The sequence below is a fragment of the Arthrobacter sp. TJ-266 genome (assembly GCF_058269115.1).
Map to the genome: position 1 here is coordinate 590,157 of NZ_JBZCNC010000003.1, position 14,706 is coordinate 604,862.

The window sequence follows — 14,706 nt, forward strand, 5'->3', positions numbered from 1 at the left end:
ATGGGTTGGCGTGGGTGGCGGAGGGCGCGCCTAGGCTTGGGTGGTGACCGAGACCCTGCCCAGCAATCGCGAGCTCAGCCGGTCCATCCTCCGGTTGGCCGTCCCGGCACTGGGGGCACTGATCGCCGAACCGCTGTTCCTGCTCGCGGACTCGGCGATCGTGGGGCACCTCGGGGTGGACGAACTCGCCGGCGTGGGCCTCGCAGCCACGGTGCTCGGCACCGCCGTCGGGCTCATGGTCTTCCTCGCCTACTCCACCACCCCCGCCGTCGCGCGGCTGCTCGGTGCGGGTCGCCTGCCCGAGGCGCTCGCGGCCGGGCGCGACGGCGTCGCACTCGCCGTCGTCCTCGGTATCCTCCTGTCCGTGGCGGGCTGGGCGAGCGCACCGCAGCTCGCCGCCGTGATGGGCGCGGAGGGCGCGGTGCACACCTTCGCCGTCGACTACCTGCGGTGGTCCATGCCGGGGCTCACCGCGATGCTCGTGGTGCTCGCTGCCACCGGCATGCTCCGGGGGCTGCAGGACACGAGGACGCCGCTCGTCGTCGCCGGGGTCGGGTTCGGGGTGAACATCGTGCTCAACTACCTGCTCGTCTACGGCGCTGGTCTGTCCGTGGCGGGCTCCGCGCTCGGCACGAGCCTTGCCCAGTGGGGCATGGCCGCGGTGTACATCGTGATGCTCGTGCGGGCCACGCGGCGCGAAGGGGTGCCCCTGGTGCCGTCCGTGCGCGGTGTCCGGAGGACCGCGAGTGTCGGCTCGTGGCTGATGCTCCGCACGTTGTCGCTGCGCGTGGCCATCCTCGCCACGGTGTTCGTCGCCACGGCGCAGGGACCGCTCGGCCTCGCCTCACACCAGCTCGTCATGACCGTCTTCACGTTCCTCGCCTTCGCGCTCGACGCCCTCGCGATCGCCGCACAGGCCCTCATCGGGAAGGAGCTGGGGTCCGCCAACCGTCCGCTCGCGAGCGCGCTGACGGGGCGCATGACCGTCTGGGGCATCGGCTTCGGAGTGATCACCGGCGTGCTCCTGGCCGCCGTCGCGCCCTTCGTGGGCTGGATCTTCACGAGCGATCCGGCGGTGCAGGCCGCGTTCGCGGCCGGTCTCTGGGTGCTCGCCGCATCCCAGCCGGTGTGCGGTTTCGTGTTCGTGCTCGACGGCGTCCTCATCGGCGCGGGCGACGCCCGGTACCTCGCGATCGCCGGCGTCGTGAACCTCGTGGTGTACGTGCCGCTGCTGGTACTCGTCGGGGCCGCGGACCTCTCGGGCGGCGAGGGCATCGTGTGGCTGTGGCTGGCGTTCGGCGTCGGCTACATGCTGGCCCGCGCAGCCACGCTCGGCTGGCGTGTGCGCAACGACCGCTGGATGGTCACGGGCGCCACCCGCTCCTGATCAGCGCGGGACACATCCGCGGGGGAGCCGTACGCTGTGAGCGTGAAGACTCCTGGTGCTGCCCCGACGGTCCTCCGCTGGCTGATCGTCTGCGGGGCGTTCATCGCGTTCCTCGGGGCGTGCGCGGTGGGAGGGGCCATCGCCAGCGAGACCCCCGAAGGTGTGGCCGTCGGGTGGCTCGTGGCCGCAGTCGGCGTCGCTGTGGCAGGTCTCGCCGCACTCGTCCTCCTGGCCCGGCGGTCCCGGACGGCCCGTTCCTAGCCCCTCACGCAGGCGTGATCGGGCACTCCTCTCGCGGGAATCACTCGGCGACGGCAGGTGTGCGCGCCTCGTGGAACGGGGTGGTGCTGTGCCCCAGGTCGTGGAAGAGCCCACAGGCGATTCTCAGACCCTGGTGGGCGATCGGGCCGAGGAAGTGCTCATCCGGAGCATGCTGCCGGCACCCGGGGTAGGAGTGGGGTACCCACAGGGTTGGCAGGCCGAGGATGTCCTCGAAGACGTTGTTGGGCAGCGAACCGCCGATGTTGGGCAGAACGGTCGGTTCGATGCCGGCGGTGCGGCTGAGCGACCGGCTGGCCCACGCGACCCAGGGGTTCATCGGATCGAGCCTGCTGGCAGGGAACGACGTCGTCGTCCGGACCCGCACCATGTCATAGCCGTTGGCATCCAGGTGATCCTGAATGGTGGTGTCCAGGCCCTCGGTGTCGGTTCCCGCGACGAAGCGGAGTTGGAGGGCGGCCTTCGCGGACCCGGGAATGGCGTTGATGGGGGAGTGGATGTCTCCTGCCCCGATGGCGAGCACTTCGAGCGTGTTCCCGCCGTACACCTTCTCGGCCGGACTGAGTGCTGTGTCCGCCCAGTCCGAGTCGATGTGGGGGTCTCGCGGCGTGTGCGGGATGTCCACGGCTCGGAGCGCATCGCGGACCGTGTCGGGCATGGGCGGCGGCAGCAGCTGCGGCAGCAGGAGCCGGCCGTGGCCGTCCACCAGCGTGCCGATCGCACCTGCCAACGTCGTCGCGGGGTTCCTCAGCAGGCCGCCCCCAGCTCGCGGTGGGAGGCCGCGAATTCGGCCAGGGACGGGGATCCGATCTCCTCGCCGCACTCGAACAGGAAGGTCAGGTTGAAGCCCAGCATGCCCTGGTCCTCGAGCAGGATACGGAGGGCTGTGAGGTTGATGAGGTGTTGGCCCTTGTTGTCAGCGGTCCCGCGTCCGTACCATCGGTCCCCCTCCGCTTCCAGGACCCATGGGTTCCGTCCTGCGGTCCACTCGCCGGCCTGGCCCGGCACGACGTCGGCGTGTCCGTAGCAGAGCACGGTCGGCAAGTCCTCGGACTCGAAGCGCGTACCGATCAGGAACGAGTTGGACCCGCCCTCCCAGTCCTGGAAGAGCTCGGTCCTGCACCCCAGGGCGTCCAGATCAGGGATGAGGACGTCCGCAAGGTAAGCCTGCAGGGCAACTCGGCCCTCGGCTGTCGCGCTCTCGGTGGGATAGGCGACTCGCCGGCCCAGGTCAGCGAAGAGCCGGCCGCTGGAGAAGTATCCGTCGATACTCGCTTCCACTGACGTCGGAAGACTCATGTGCGTGAACTCCTCGGAAGGTCGGACGAACGCTGGTGGCCACAGCCTAGCCGTGCAGTGCCGGCAGGTCCCCGTTCACTTGCCCCTCTGCTCGGCAGCGAATCTGCTCGGCGTCGTGCCGGTGACGCGGGAGAAGTCCCGGGTGAAGTGGGCCTGATCGGCGTAGCCGAGCAGAGCGGCGGTGTCCGCCAGGGTGGCCTTAGTGGTTCGAAGCCGCTCAGCCGCTTCCTGGAGGCGACGCCGCTGGATGAGCCACTTCGGGGTCAGACCGAGGCGTCGGTGCACCAGGCGTTGCAGGGCCCGCTCGGACAGGCCTGTCTCCGCGCACACCTGTGCCACGGTGAGCAGATCCGAGCGCTCCTCGACGAGGGTCACCACGCGGTCGATCAGGTCACCCTCCGGATCGACGGGCAGCAGTGGCCGGAGCGCGTCGTCGAACGCGTCCATCACGGACCGGTGTGCACCTGGACGGTGCGGGTCTTCGAGCATCGCCGCACGGACCCGCGTGGTCAGGTCGGTACCCGCCGGGCCGAGGACGTCCGACACGTCGACGTGCGTGTCCGTGAAGCGGGTCATGGAGCCCTTCGCGATGAGTGCGCCGGCAGCCGGGGTGCACATGATGCCCGCGGCCCATCCGTCCCCTGTCAGCACTGTCTCGGACAATCCGGTTGTCACCCCATAGAAGCGCGCGTAGTCCGCAGCGACGACCAGGAGCGACACGGGGTACTGCAGCACGCGCTGGACGGACTGCTCGCCGCCCGGAACGGACCACACCGGGATCCAGAAGCGCCGCACGAGTCCAGCCAGTTCGGGCGGAGCCGGGTAGCGGTACATCACGTGCGATGCGTCGCCGGGAGCCTTGAGATGTGCCCGCTCGATGTCGTTCAGCGCACCCTGAGGTGTGTCGGGTTTCATCAAGACCCAGAATGCCCCACCCGGCACCCTGGAGTACATGAATCCCGTGTCGATCGCCTACCGGTCCGCCCTCCGTCCCCTCTCCCGTGTCATCGAAGCTGTTCCGGCGGAAGCGTGGGGCAACGCGTCACCCTGTGCGCAGTGGACGGCGCGCGACGTCGTCGTCCACATGATCGACACGCAGCGGAGCCTCTTCACGGAGCGTGGATACGACCCCGGCCCCGCTCCTGACCTGACCGATGCCGCCACCGGCTTCCGGGAGCACACCGATCGCGTACTGAGCCTAATCAGCAGCGACGACGTGGCCGATTCCGCGTATGACGGACTTTTCGGGCCCACCACCGTCGGAGCGACTCTCCAGCAGTTCTACGTGTGGGACATACTCGTCCACCGCTGGGACATCGCCCGATCCACGGGAGGGGACGACCGCCTCACCCCCGAGGAGATGGACGTCATCGAGGCAGGCGCGGAGAGCTTCGGATCCATGCTGCACATGGAGGGAATCTGCGGACCGGCCGTGCCGGTCCCCGCAGACGCCGACCGGCAGGCCCTTGTCCTGGCTCGGCTCGGGCGTAGCGCCTCGTGACCGGAGGGTGCCGAGAGTGAACCGCTAGCTCTACGCTGTCGCTGAAGCCGTCGCCGCCTCAGTCAGTGAAGCGGCGCCCACAACGCACGTCGAGCCTAGCAGCGACCGGACGCCCGGCCCCAGACCCCTGGATGGCACGAAGGCTGTTCATCGCAGGGGGATCGCCGGGTCCTGGAACCACCGGATGAGGTTGCGGAGTGCACGGATGGTGCCGTCGGGGTCCGCGTCGTCTTTCGCATCGGAGAACGGCCTCTCGAACCCGGAGACATATTTGGACATGGCGGGCCCGACGGTCCCGTAGCGCATCGTCCAGACCGGGAACTGCCGCTGTTCCCTCGATTCATCAAGAAGAACCCGTAGCTGGTCGTGACGAGGATCGACGCTGATGACGGCCATCCGTTCGCGGACCACGGCTTCGGGTCCCTCGAGAACCTGCAGGAACCGGCCCTTGCGGTACAAAAGCAGGCCCGTGAGGTGCAAGGAGTGGTTTGTCCGGCGGCTCGCCGTCAACAGTTCGGCCAGCTCGGCGTCGTTGAAGGGTTGTGTTGCTGAACTGGAGTACACCACGGAGAGCACCTGGTTCTCGGCGATACCGTCGATCATCTCGTTGACGGACTGGGAGATCATGTCCCGCTCGAGCGCGGGAAGCGGCATCAGCCCGTGGAGATACGCGTCGACCTCGTATTCATCGATGACCCCACCCGTGCCGAGGTAGTGCAACCAGAGCTCTCCGACCGAGATCCCGACCCGGTCCATCGCATCGAAGGTGAAGGCGTGTTGGTTCTCGGGCGACATACTGCCGTCGCGCCGGTCCTCATCGTCGAAACGCTCAACCATGTCGCATCAATCCCACCGACTACACCCGCACCCGTTCGTTCGCGCCCGTTGACCCGTACACCGTAACGACTTGAGCCCCTGGACCAAAGCGACGTGATCGTTCGAGCCGGCCGTCGGTGACCCTCGGTGACCGGGATGGAAGGTGGAATGTGACGACCGGGTCGCGAGCAGCAGCGAGCACGCTCAGGGTATGGACGAGGTCCAGTACCCCTTCGACGTCGCGGCCGGCGTCTCCATGGGTCGGAACAGGTGCAATCGTGATGCGGCGATCACCATACTCAAGGCTGCCTCGAGTGGTTGGAACATCAAACTCGCCGACGTCGCCGCCGCGGTCGTGACATCGACGGGCAGCGAGGTCCGCAGACTCACTTCGCCTCTGTCGCCGTCCGGACTGCTCAGCGGAACACCCCCCCGGGGGGACCCTCGCGGTCCGCGACTCCGCGCGGGCGGTCGTCAGGACGCGATGCGCTCGCCCGCGCGACGGCGAGCGCCGCCGTCGTCGTGCCGTGGCTCCTTGATCTCGGCCCAGACGGCGTCGAGGGACAGGCCCACGACGCCGGCGATGGCGGCGATCGTCGGGAAGGCCGGGGTGGCCACGCGGCCCGACTCGATCTTCCGGAGGGTCTCGGGTGAGACGCCGGCGTCGAGCGCGGTCTCGATCATGGAACGTTCTCCCCGCGCACGGCGCAACAGGGCACCGAGGCGTTGTCCGCGTTGCACGTCGTCGTCGCTGAGGGGCAGTCTGACCATGCATCCATCCTAATGCGGGATAGTATTACCGGGATAGTTATTGGTACTGAGAGGAAGCCCATGATCGAGATCCTGACTCCGGCCGAGGTTGCACGCGCGAGGGTCACCGGCGCGCTGGTGGCGGACATCCTCCAGTCCGTGCGGACGCGCGCAGCCGTCGGCACCAACCTCCTCGAGATCGACACGTGGACGAAGGAGATGATCCTCGGAGCGGGCGCTGAGTCCTGCTACGTCGACTACGCGCCGTCCTTCGGGCGTGGGCCGTTCGGCCACTACATCTGCACCTCCGTCAACGACGCCGTGCTGCACGGCCTGCCCCACGACTACGCCCTGGCGGCGGGGGATCTGCTGACGCTCGACCTCGCGGTGCTGAAGGACGGCGTCGCCGCGGATGCAGCCATCAGCTTCGTGGTGGGCGCGGAGCCGACGGCCGCTGACGCAGCGTTGATCGGCGCGACCGAGCGGGCACTCGCAGCGGGCATCGCCGCAGCCCGGCCGGGCGCGCGCACGGGCGATCTCTCCGCCGCGATCGGCGCCGTGCTCAGCGAGGCGGGATTCCCCATCAACACCGATTTCGGCGGCCACGGCATCGGCTCGACCATGCACCAGGAGCCGCACATCACCAACACCGGCCGGCCGGGCCGCGGGTACACGCTGCGCCCGGGCCTGATGCTCGCACTCGAGCCGTGGGTCATGACCGACACGGCGCAGCTCGTCACGGATGACGACGGTTGGACCCTCCGGAGCTCCACCGGCGCGCGCACGGCGCATACCGAGCACACCGTCGCCATCACGGAGGACGGCGCGGAGATTATGACGCTGCCCAGCACCCGCTGATCGCTACCGGGTAGGTGGCCAAACGGCGACGACGGCGGCACCATGGGGTGCAGACGCCCGCCCCGGCGTCGTGCAGGAGAAGGGCTGCCATGACCGTCGATGAGGTACTCGCCGAGCTGGCGTCGCTCGAGGATCCGCGCATGCGGGCGGTCAACGAGAGGCACGGCGACGATCACGGCGTGAACCTGACCGCCCTGCGCGCGCTCGCGAAGCGGTTGAAGGGACAGCAGGAGCTGGCACACGGGCTCTGGCGGACCGGCAACACAGCAGCTCGCCTCGTCGCGCTGCTGGTCCTCCGGCCACGCGACCTCCCGGCGGATCAGCTCGACGCCATGCTGCGTGAGGCACGCGTGCCCAAGGTGCACGAGTGGCTCGTCTCCTACGTCGTGAAGAAGAGCCCTCACGCCGAGCAGTTGCGCGTCCGCTGGTTCGCGGATCCGGACGACGTCGTGGCGAGTGCGGGCTGGTCCCTCACATCCGAGCGGGTGGTCCGGAAGCCCGACGGACTCGACCTCCCCGGCCTGCTGGACCTCATCGAAGCGAAGATGGCGGACGCGCCCGCGCGTCTCCAGTGGGCCATGAACCACACACTCGCGCAGATCGGGATCGAGCGCGAGGAGCTCCGTGCGCGGGCCGTCGACATCGGCGAGCGCCTCGGCGTGCTCAGGGACTACCCCACAGCACCGAACTGCACCTCGCCGTTCGCGCCGCTGTGGATCGGCGAGATGGTGCGGCGGAAGGCCGGGTAGGCCCGCTGGTCAGCGGCCGTTGCCCGTACATCGGTCTGCGAAAATCGAAGGGACACCGATCCCCGTCACTCAGGAGAACCTCACCATGGGCACTTCGCAGCGCGCTCTCGTCCTCGTCGACATCCAGCAGCAGTACTTCGGTGGCCTCCTCGAGATCCAGTACCCGCCCCACGGACAGTCCCTCCCGCGCATCACGGCGGCGATCGACGCGGCGACCTCCGCAGGCATACCGATCGTCGTCGTGCAGCACTCAGCCGGCGAAGGAGCTCCGGTGTTCGCACCCGGATCACCCGAGTACGAGCTGCACCCCGACGTCGAGAGCCGCCGCACGGGATCCTGGAAGAGCATCGTGAAGCAGTACGGGTCCGTCTACGCCGACACGGACCTCGCGGAGTGGCTCCGCTCGCACGGCATCGACACGGTCACCCTCGTGGGCTACATGACCAACAACTGCATCCTCGGGTCGGCCGTCGAGGCGGAGGCGCTCGGGTTCGCCACCGAGGTGCTCTCCGATGCGACGGGAGCGATCAACATCGCGAACGACGCCGGTTTCGCCGACGCGCGCACAGTCCACACCACCCTGCTTGCGCTGCTGAACTCCAACTGGGCGTCCGTCGGCACGACCGACGCGTGGATCGAGGCGCTCCCGGCCGGACAGGCGCTTCCCGGAAGTGATCTGGGCAGCTCGGCTGCGGCGGGTACCGCCCGCGTGGCCTCCTAGTGCCGAAGGTGCCGCGCATGGTCCTGACGCCGTTCACCCTCGACCTCGTTCGCGGTGCCGCCGAACTCGAATCCACAGCGCGCGGCACCCTCCCACACCGCCTGCCGTCCTGGGTGCGGGAGCAGTTCCCCGATCCGCAGCTGATGGCCGTGGAAGCGCAGCCCTCGGGTATGCGTCTGGCCTTCCGTACGTCGTCGACCCGTTTCGATCTGGTGGTCCACCCCCACCGGGTGACCTACGTCGGTGCGGACCGCCCGCGCGGTCGGATGGACGTCGTCGTGGACGGCGTCCGGCACCTGCAGGACGAGCTCACCGGCGGCGATCAGCTGCAGGTGGATCTACGCACGGGGACATCGACCGCGATCCCGGGCGAGGAGCACACCCTCCACGTCGAGGGTCTGACGGGCGACGAGAAGCGCATCGACGTGTGGTTGCCGCACAACGAGGCGCTCGAACTGATCTCGCTGAGTTCCGACTTCCCGGTCGGGCCTGCTCCTGCGAGCCCCATGAGGTGGGTCCACTACGGGAGTTCCATCAGCCAGGGGTCGAACGCCGTGTCGCCGAGCGCCATCTGGCCTGCCGTGGCCGCCAGAACGGCCGGCGACGTCGACCTGCGGAACCTCGGATTCGGCGGGAGCGCCCTGGTGGACCCGTTCATGGCCCGGGTGATCCGTGACCTCCCCGCTGACCTCATCAGCGCGAAGGTCGGTATCAACGTCGTCAACCTCGACGCGATGCGCCTCCGCAGCTTCGTGCCCGCGATCCACGGGTTCCTCGACACCGTCCGTGACGGACACCCGACCACGCCCCTCGTCCTCATCTCGCCGATCTTCTGCGGGATGCACGAGCGGACGCCGGGGCCCCTCGCCGTGGATCCTGACAGCCTGGGCACCGACCAGGTGCGCTTCATCGCGACCGGCACCGCAGGGGACACCCAGCAGGGTCGGCTCACGCTCGAGGTGATCCGTGACGCGCTCCGTGACGTGGTGGAGGGGCGGCAGGACGCGCACCTGCACCACCTCGACGGCACCGCGCTGTACGGGCCCGACGACGCGGATCAGCACCCGCTCCCCGACGGGCTCCACCCGGACACGGCCACGCACGAGCTGATCGGACGCCGCTTCGCGGACTATCTTCCCGGGTACCGATGAGGCCGGCAGTGCGTGGTGACGGCGGCACACTGGGTGCATGAGCGAGCGGATAACGAGGCGGGCGACTCCGGAGGATGCCCACGATCTCGTCCTGATGAGACACGCAATGTTCCGCGCCATGAGCGCGGCCGGAGCGGGAGCGCGACCAGGCGGCGTCGACGACACGTCGTGGTACCCCGCGGCCCGGGACGTCATCCGGGGACGGATGGCCGAAGGAACCCTGGCTGCGTTCGTGATCGACGTCGGGCCCTCGTCGTCCGTTGACGGAGGGAAGGGGCAGCGTCTGGCCGCATGCGCCATCGCCACGCTCACCCCTCGGTTGCCAGGGCCCGGCTTCCCGACGGGGCTTTTCGGGTCCATGTCGTCGGTGTTCGTCCAGCCCTCCCATCGACGACACGGCCTGGCCCGCGCGGTCGTCGTCGCAGCACTCGACTGGCTCGATGACCAGGGAGCGGAGCTCGTGGACCTGAACGCGACCCCCGATGCCGCCTCGCTCTACAGATCGCTCGGCTTCTCCGAGCCACGAGCGGTTGCGCTTCGCCGCACCTCCACCCGGCCCCTGCATCCCGGGACGACGCACGCCACGCCCAGGAACGGGGGATGATCCCGAGCGGTGGCAGGACGACGGCACGGTCCGCGAGGGGAGCTGCGCACCAGGATCCAGGCGGCACTTCCCGGGACGGCGCCCTCCCGCGATACTCGAGGAGTGCGCCCGGACGGGGCGGCAGGAATGCGCAGCCGTGACCCAGCAGGCCCTGTTCACCCGGAAGGCGTTCACGTTCCTCGACGGACTCGCGGACAACAACGCGCGCGAGTGGTTCGACTAGCACCGCGCCGAGTTCAAGCACGAGCTCGACGAGCCCTTCGAGGAACTGCTCGAGGTGGTCTCCGAGCGCCTCGACGGCAGTGACCTCCCGTTGAGGGGCGGGCGCGCCACGATGTTCCGCATCAACCGTGACGTGCGTTTCAGCCCGGACAAGTCCCCCTACAGCACGCACGTCTCGGGGATGCTCACGCGCTCGGGCACCAAGAACGAGACCGCGGCGCTCGTCTACGTCCAGGTCGGGGTGGACGGCGGGCTGCTGGCCGGCGGTCTGTACCGCCCGAATGCCGGAGCGCTCGCGCCGATCCGGCGGGCCATGATCGACAACCCGGAGTCCTTCATGCGGATGAAGGGTGAGCTCGAGCGGGCAGGGCACGCCTTCGACCGGTCGGAGATGCTGAAGACCATGCCGCGCGGCTTCGCCGAGCACTCCGGGCATCCGCTCGCCGACGATCTACGCCTGAAGGAGCTGATCATCACCGAGCAGCTCTCGAGGACCGCCTGCTGCGCGCCCGACCTCGTGCAGCGGGTGGCCGATTTCGCGCTGGGGATCGCACCCCTGCTCACCTATCTCGAGGACAACGGCGCGACGGCGTCCTGACGCTGCCGGGGCCACAGGCAGAGCGCCAGGAGCGTCCCGCCCAGCGCGAGCGCGCCGAGGACCAACGCCGCGACGCCCTGCCCCGCCGTCGCCCCGACCCACCCGGCGACCGGGTAGGCCAGGAGGAAGCAGGCGTGCGAGAGCGAGAACTGTGCGGTGAACAGGGAACCCCGGGTCGCGTCCGAGGCCACCCGGCGGAGCAGGCGGGAGGACGGCGTGCTGATCATCGAGGTGCCGACCCCGAGAAGTGCCCACAGCCCGAGGAAGGTGAACCACCCGGCCGACGTCGTCGCGCCTGGGCCGATGGCGGCGAGCGCCGCTGCGGCCGGCAGCCCCAGGGTGAGGAGCACTCCTCCGGCGAGCATGAGGGTGCGGTCGGTCACCCGCTCGAGCAGCGGTGGAGCGGCGAATGCCACGAGCATCGAGCCCGCTCCGAAGCAGGCAAGGGCCACCGCGACGTCCGTGGCTGATCCGCCGAACAGGTCCTGGGCGTACACGACCGTGTTGACGAGCACGAGGGCCGTGGCGCTCGCCACCACGAGGTCGAGGGCTAGCAGGCCGCGCAGCGACGGCTCCCGCAGGAAGATCCTCGTCCCGAGGGTGGTGCGGTGCAGCAGGGAACCCTGCCGGATGAACGGAACCTGCGGTAGTCGCGTCACCAGCACCAGTGCGGCCGAGACCAGGAACCCCACCGCCGTGCCGACGAACAGATCGTCGAACGTCGTGACGGTCAGCAGGGCGGCCGCGAGGACCGGGCTCGCGAGCGATTCGAGGTCGTACGCGACCCGGGAGAGCGACAGCGCCTTCGTGTAGTCCCGCTCCGCGGGCAGCACCACCGGGATGAGTGCCTGGAACGCCGGGGTGAAGGTGGCGGACGCCGACTGCAGCACGAACACGAGCACGTAGATCTGCCACACCTGGTCGATGAACGGCAGGCCGAGCGCGATCGCGGTCCGGACGAGGTCAGCCCCGATCAGGACGCCCTTCCGCGGGAGCCGTTCCACCAGCGCGGCCATGAGCGGTGCCACGCCCACGTAGGCGACCATCTTGATCGTCAGCGCGGTGCCGAGCACGGCTCCGGCCTGCGCGCCCGCCAGCTCGAACGCCAACAGACCCAGGGCCACCGTCAGCAGGCCCGTTCCGAGGAGGGCGACCACCTGGGCGGTGAAGAGGGTGCGGTAGGCGGGGTGGCGGAGGACGGTCAGCACGGGACGCTCATTCGGACGAGGGACGACTCCCCCGAACTACGAGGGTGAGTTGTGAGTGAAGGCTCATTCCGTCCCGCTGGCGTGCCCACCGTGGCTGGTCGGAATGAGTTCATAGCGAGGATCATGAAATGCCGGTTGTGCCAAGGAGTGCGCCGATAAGATAGGTGAATGCCATCGCCAAGGCGCCGCCGAGGAGGAGGCGCACCATGGCGCGGCGTCGGGAGCTCCCGCCTACGTGAGCGCTGACAGCACCCGTGATGGTCAGTGCCACCAGTACCGCGACGAAGGTCAGCGGTATGCGAACCTCCGCCGGGAGGAGAAGAATCGCGAGCAGAGGCAGCACCGCTCCCGCTGCGAAGGCACCGGCGGACGCGAAAGCTGCTTGCCAGGGATTCGCGACCTCGAGTTCGTCGATGTTCAGCTCCGCCGAGAGGTGAGCAGCCAGAACATCATGCTCCGTCAGTTCGACGGCGACCTGCCGGGCTGTGGCGGGCGTGAGACCTCTGGCCTCGTACATCCCGGCGAGCTCATCGAGTTCGCCATCGGGGTCGTCGCTCAACTCCTGGCGTTCCTTCTCGATCAGGGCTTCCTGGCTGTCCTTCTGACTGCTGACCGAGACGTACTCTCCCAGGGCCATCGAGACGGACCCGCCCACGACGGCGGCGGTGCCGGCGATCAGGATCGGGGCGATGGTGTTCGTCACCCCGGCGACGCCGATCACCGTGGCCGCTGTGGAGACGATCCCGTCGTTGGCGCCCAGCACTGCAGCACGCAACCAGTTCAATCGCGCCATCACACCGCTGTCGTGGGGCTCAGAAGGGATCGTGGTATCCGTCATGTAGGCAGTCAACACCCGGGGGCTGGATCCATCCACGCAGGAACGGCTCACCTAACTGCTGAAGGTGTCCAGGAACGGCGGCGGATAGGCAGGGTCAGCAGGAAGCTCGTGGTCAGAACGGGTATCCCGATGCGGCCGGGCGAACGATCAGTGACCGACGCCGAGCGTGCCGCCCAGGCGCTCGCGCATGGTGGTGGAGGCTTCGTTGAGACCCACGATGCTCACCTCGGTGCCGTGGCTGCGGTACTTCTCCTGGATCGCATCGAGCGCGGCGACGGTGGATGCGTCCCACAGGTGCGAGCCGTGCAGGTCGATGGTCACCCGATGCGGGTCGGTGGCGTACTCGAACTGCGTGTAGAGGTCGTTCGAGGACGCGAAGAACAGCTCACCGTCCACCGTGTACGTCGCGTGGCGCTCGCCGTCGACGGTGTCCCCAGTGTCCTCGGTCCGGGTCACGGTCACGAAGTGCGCCACCCGGCGGGCGAACGCGACCATCGCGACCAGGACGCCCACGCCGACGCCGATGGCGAGGTTGTGGGTCCAGACGGTGACGACCACCGTGGAGAGCATCACGGCGGTCTCGCTCTTCGGCATGCGCTTCAAAGTGGAGGGCTGGATGCTGTGCCAGTCGAAGGTGGCGATCGACACGAAGATCATGACGGCGACCAGGGCCGCCATCGGGATGAGGGCCACGATGTCGCCGAGCACGACGACGAGGACGAGCAGGAAGATGCCGGCCAGGAAGGTGGAGATGCGCGTGCGGGCGCCGGAGGCCTTCACGTTGATCATGGTCTGGCCGATCATGGCGCAGCCGCCCATCCCCCCGAAGAATCCGGTGACGATGTTCGCCGCGCCCTGGCCCCAGGACTCCCGGGTCTTGTTCGAGCGGGTATCGGTGATGTCGTCCACGAGCTTCGCGGTCATCAGGGATTCCAGGAGCCCGACGGCGGCCAGTGCCAGCGCGAACGGGGCGATGATCTGCAGCGTGTCGAGGGTCAGCGGCACATTCGGGAGGACCAGGGACGGCAGGCTCTCGGGCAGCTCGCCCTTGTCCCCGACCGTGGGGACGAGCACGTTCGCGAGGACGGCGAAGACCGTCAGGACCACGATCGCGACGAGCGGCGCGGGGACGACGGCGGTGAGGCGGGGAAGTCCGAAGACGATGACGAGTCCCACCGCGACCATGGGGTAGACCAGCCAGGGCACGTCCACGAGTTCGGGGACCTGGGACAGGAAGATCAGGATGGCCAGGGCGTTGACGAAGCCGACCATCACGGAGCGCGGGATGAAGCGCATGAGGCGCGCGACCCCCGTGACACCGAGGATCACCTGGAACGTGCCCCCGAGGATGACGGCTGCGATGAAGTAGTCGACGCCGTGACTCGCGACCAGCGGCGCGATGACGAGGGCGACGGCGCCGGTCGCGGCGGAGATCATCGCCGGGCGGCCACCGAGGAAGGCGATGGTGACCGCCATGGTGAAGGACGCGAACAGGCCGAGCCGCGGGTCCACCCCGGCGATGATGGAGAACGCGATGGCCTCGGGGATCAGGGCGAGGGCGACGACGAGCCCGGCCAGCACCTCGGTCTTCAGGAGGCGCGGGGTACGGAGTGTCCGCCGCACCGATTGGCGCTGGAGCGGAGTGAGGCCGAGGGGTGCTGGGATCGCTGACACTCGTTCAACCCTACTCTCACGTAAGGTGAGGGTTCAATCGGAAGGGAACGG

General features: G+C 68.8%; 17 protein-coding genes and 1 pseudogene. 10 read left to right on the plus strand and 8 right to left on the minus strand.

Annotation, left to right across the window (positions count from 1 at the left end; genetic code table 11):
* Positions 1-43: 43 nt before the first annotated feature.
* The gene (locus AC4D12_RS11480; protein ID WP_490950048.1) at positions 44-1,387 is read left to right on the plus strand and encodes an MATE family efflux transporter; all 1,344 of its coding nucleotides are present in this window, start codon (positions 44-46) and stop codon (positions 1,385-1,387) included.
* A 42-nt stretch (positions 1,388-1,429) separates the two neighbouring features.
* Positions 1,430-1,648: a hypothetical protein gene (locus AC4D12_RS11485; protein WP_490950049.1), complete on the plus strand. Its 219-nt coding sequence runs from the start codon at positions 1,430-1,432 to the stop codon at positions 1,646-1,648.
* 40 nt (positions 1,649-1,688) lie between these two features.
* On the opposite strand, the gene AC4D12_RS11490 is transcribed toward AC4D12_RS11485, so the two are convergent.
* The 3 genes from AC4D12_RS11490 to AC4D12_RS11500 all read right to left on the minus strand — a co-directional run bounded on the left by AC4D12_RS11490 (position 1,689) and on the right by AC4D12_RS11500 (position 3,880).
* Positions 1,689-2,396 carry a peptidase dimerization domain-containing protein gene (locus AC4D12_RS11490; RefSeq protein ID WP_490950050.1) on the minus strand — a complete coding sequence of 236 codons (708 nt, stop codon included), beginning with the start codon at positions 2,394-2,396 and terminating at the stop codon, positions 1,689-1,691.
* 17 nt (positions 2,397-2,413) lie between these two features.
* The gene (locus AC4D12_RS11495) at positions 2,414-2,965 is read right to left on the minus strand and encodes a M20/M25/M40 family metallo-hydrolase (RefSeq protein WP_490950051.1); all 552 of its coding nucleotides are present in this window, start codon (positions 2,963-2,965) and stop codon (positions 2,414-2,416) included.
* Positions 2,966-3,040: 75 nt separating this feature from the next.
* Positions 3,041-3,880, minus strand: a complete 840-nt coding sequence (locus AC4D12_RS11500; RefSeq protein ID WP_490950052.1) for a helix-turn-helix domain-containing protein — start codon at positions 3,878-3,880, stop codon at positions 3,041-3,043.
* A gap of 37 nt (positions 3,881-3,917) precedes the next feature.
* Between AC4D12_RS11500 and AC4D12_RS11505 the strand changes: the two genes are divergently transcribed.
* Complete coding sequence (locus AC4D12_RS11505) at positions 3,918-4,466, plus strand: maleylpyruvate isomerase family mycothiol-dependent enzyme (RefSeq protein WP_490950053.1); 549 nt, start codon at positions 3,918-3,920, stop codon at positions 4,464-4,466.
* Positions 4,467-4,613: 147 nt separating this feature from the next.
* Here AC4D12_RS11505 and AC4D12_RS11510 read toward each other — a convergent pair whose 3' ends face one another.
* Positions 4,614-5,303 (minus strand): BLUF domain-containing protein, encoded by a 690-nt coding sequence (locus AC4D12_RS11510; protein WP_490950054.1) that lies wholly within the window; start codon positions 5,301-5,303, stop codon positions 4,614-4,616.
* Between the two features lie 190 nt (positions 5,304-5,493).
* Here AC4D12_RS11510 and AC4D12_RS11515 point away from each other — a divergent pair.
* A pseudogene (locus tag AC4D12_RS11515) lies at positions 5,494-5,628 on the plus strand (hypothetical protein); the annotation flags it as partial.
* Between the two features lie 128 nt (positions 5,629-5,756).
* On the opposite strand, the gene AC4D12_RS11520 reads toward AC4D12_RS11515, so the two are convergent.
* Entirely contained in the window at positions 5,757-6,053 is a 297-nt protein-coding gene (locus tag AC4D12_RS11520) for a helix-turn-helix domain-containing protein (protein WP_490950055.1), read from the minus strand.
* Positions 6,054-6,113: 60 nt separating this feature from the next.
* On the opposite strand from AC4D12_RS11520, the gene map reads away from it, so the two are divergent.
* The 6 genes from map (at position 6,114) to AC4D12_RS11550 (ending at position 10,935) form a co-directional block, all read left to right on the plus strand.
* Positions 6,114-6,890 (plus strand): type I methionyl aminopeptidase, encoded by a 777-nt coding sequence (map, locus tag AC4D12_RS11525; RefSeq protein WP_490950056.1) that lies wholly within the window; start codon positions 6,114-6,116, stop codon positions 6,888-6,890.
* 89 nt (positions 6,891-6,979) lie between these two features.
* Entirely contained in the window at positions 6,980-7,639 is a 660-nt protein-coding gene (locus AC4D12_RS11530; protein WP_490950057.1) for a DNA alkylation repair protein, read from the plus strand.
* Between the two features lie 85 nt (positions 7,640-7,724).
* The gene (locus AC4D12_RS11535; RefSeq protein WP_490950058.1) at positions 7,725-8,360 is read left to right on the plus strand and encodes an isochorismatase family protein; all 636 of its coding nucleotides are present in this window, start codon (positions 7,725-7,727) and stop codon (positions 8,358-8,360) included.
* A 17-nt stretch (positions 8,361-8,377) separates the two neighbouring features.
* The gene (locus AC4D12_RS11540) at positions 8,378-9,511 is read left to right on the plus strand and encodes an SGNH/GDSL hydrolase family protein (protein WP_490950059.1); all 1,134 of its coding nucleotides are present in this window, start codon (positions 8,378-8,380) and stop codon (positions 9,509-9,511) included.
* Positions 9,512-9,605: 94 nt separating this feature from the next.
* Positions 9,606-10,115, plus strand: a complete 510-nt coding sequence (locus AC4D12_RS11545; RefSeq protein WP_490950060.1) for a GNAT family N-acetyltransferase — start codon at positions 9,606-9,608, stop codon at positions 10,113-10,115.
* Between the two features lie 277 nt (positions 10,116-10,392).
* A complete protein-coding gene (locus AC4D12_RS11550; RefSeq protein WP_490950061.1) occupies positions 10,393-10,935 on the plus strand; it encodes a TIGR02453 family protein in 543 nt (180 codons plus the stop codon).
* Here AC4D12_RS11550 and AC4D12_RS11555 read toward each other — a convergent pair.
* The 3 genes from AC4D12_RS11555 to AC4D12_RS11565 form a co-directional block, all read right to left on the minus strand.
* Complete coding sequence (locus AC4D12_RS11555) at positions 10,902-12,143, minus strand: MFS transporter (RefSeq protein WP_490950062.1); 1,242 nt, start codon at positions 12,141-12,143, stop codon at positions 10,902-10,904. The two genes, AC4D12_RS11550 and AC4D12_RS11555, sit on opposite strands and share 34 nt — an antisense overlap.
* A 121-nt stretch (positions 12,144-12,264) precedes the next feature.
* Positions 12,265-12,981, minus strand: coding sequence for a VIT1/CCC1 transporter family protein (locus AC4D12_RS11560; RefSeq protein WP_490950063.1), 717 nt, complete (start codon positions 12,979-12,981; stop codon positions 12,265-12,267).
* Between the two features lie 147 nt (positions 12,982-13,128).
* Complete coding sequence (locus tag AC4D12_RS11565) at positions 13,129-14,655, minus strand: SulP family inorganic anion transporter (protein ID WP_490950064.1); 1,527 nt, start codon at positions 14,653-14,655, stop codon at positions 13,129-13,131.
* Between the last annotated feature and the right edge of the window lie 51 nt (positions 14,656-14,706).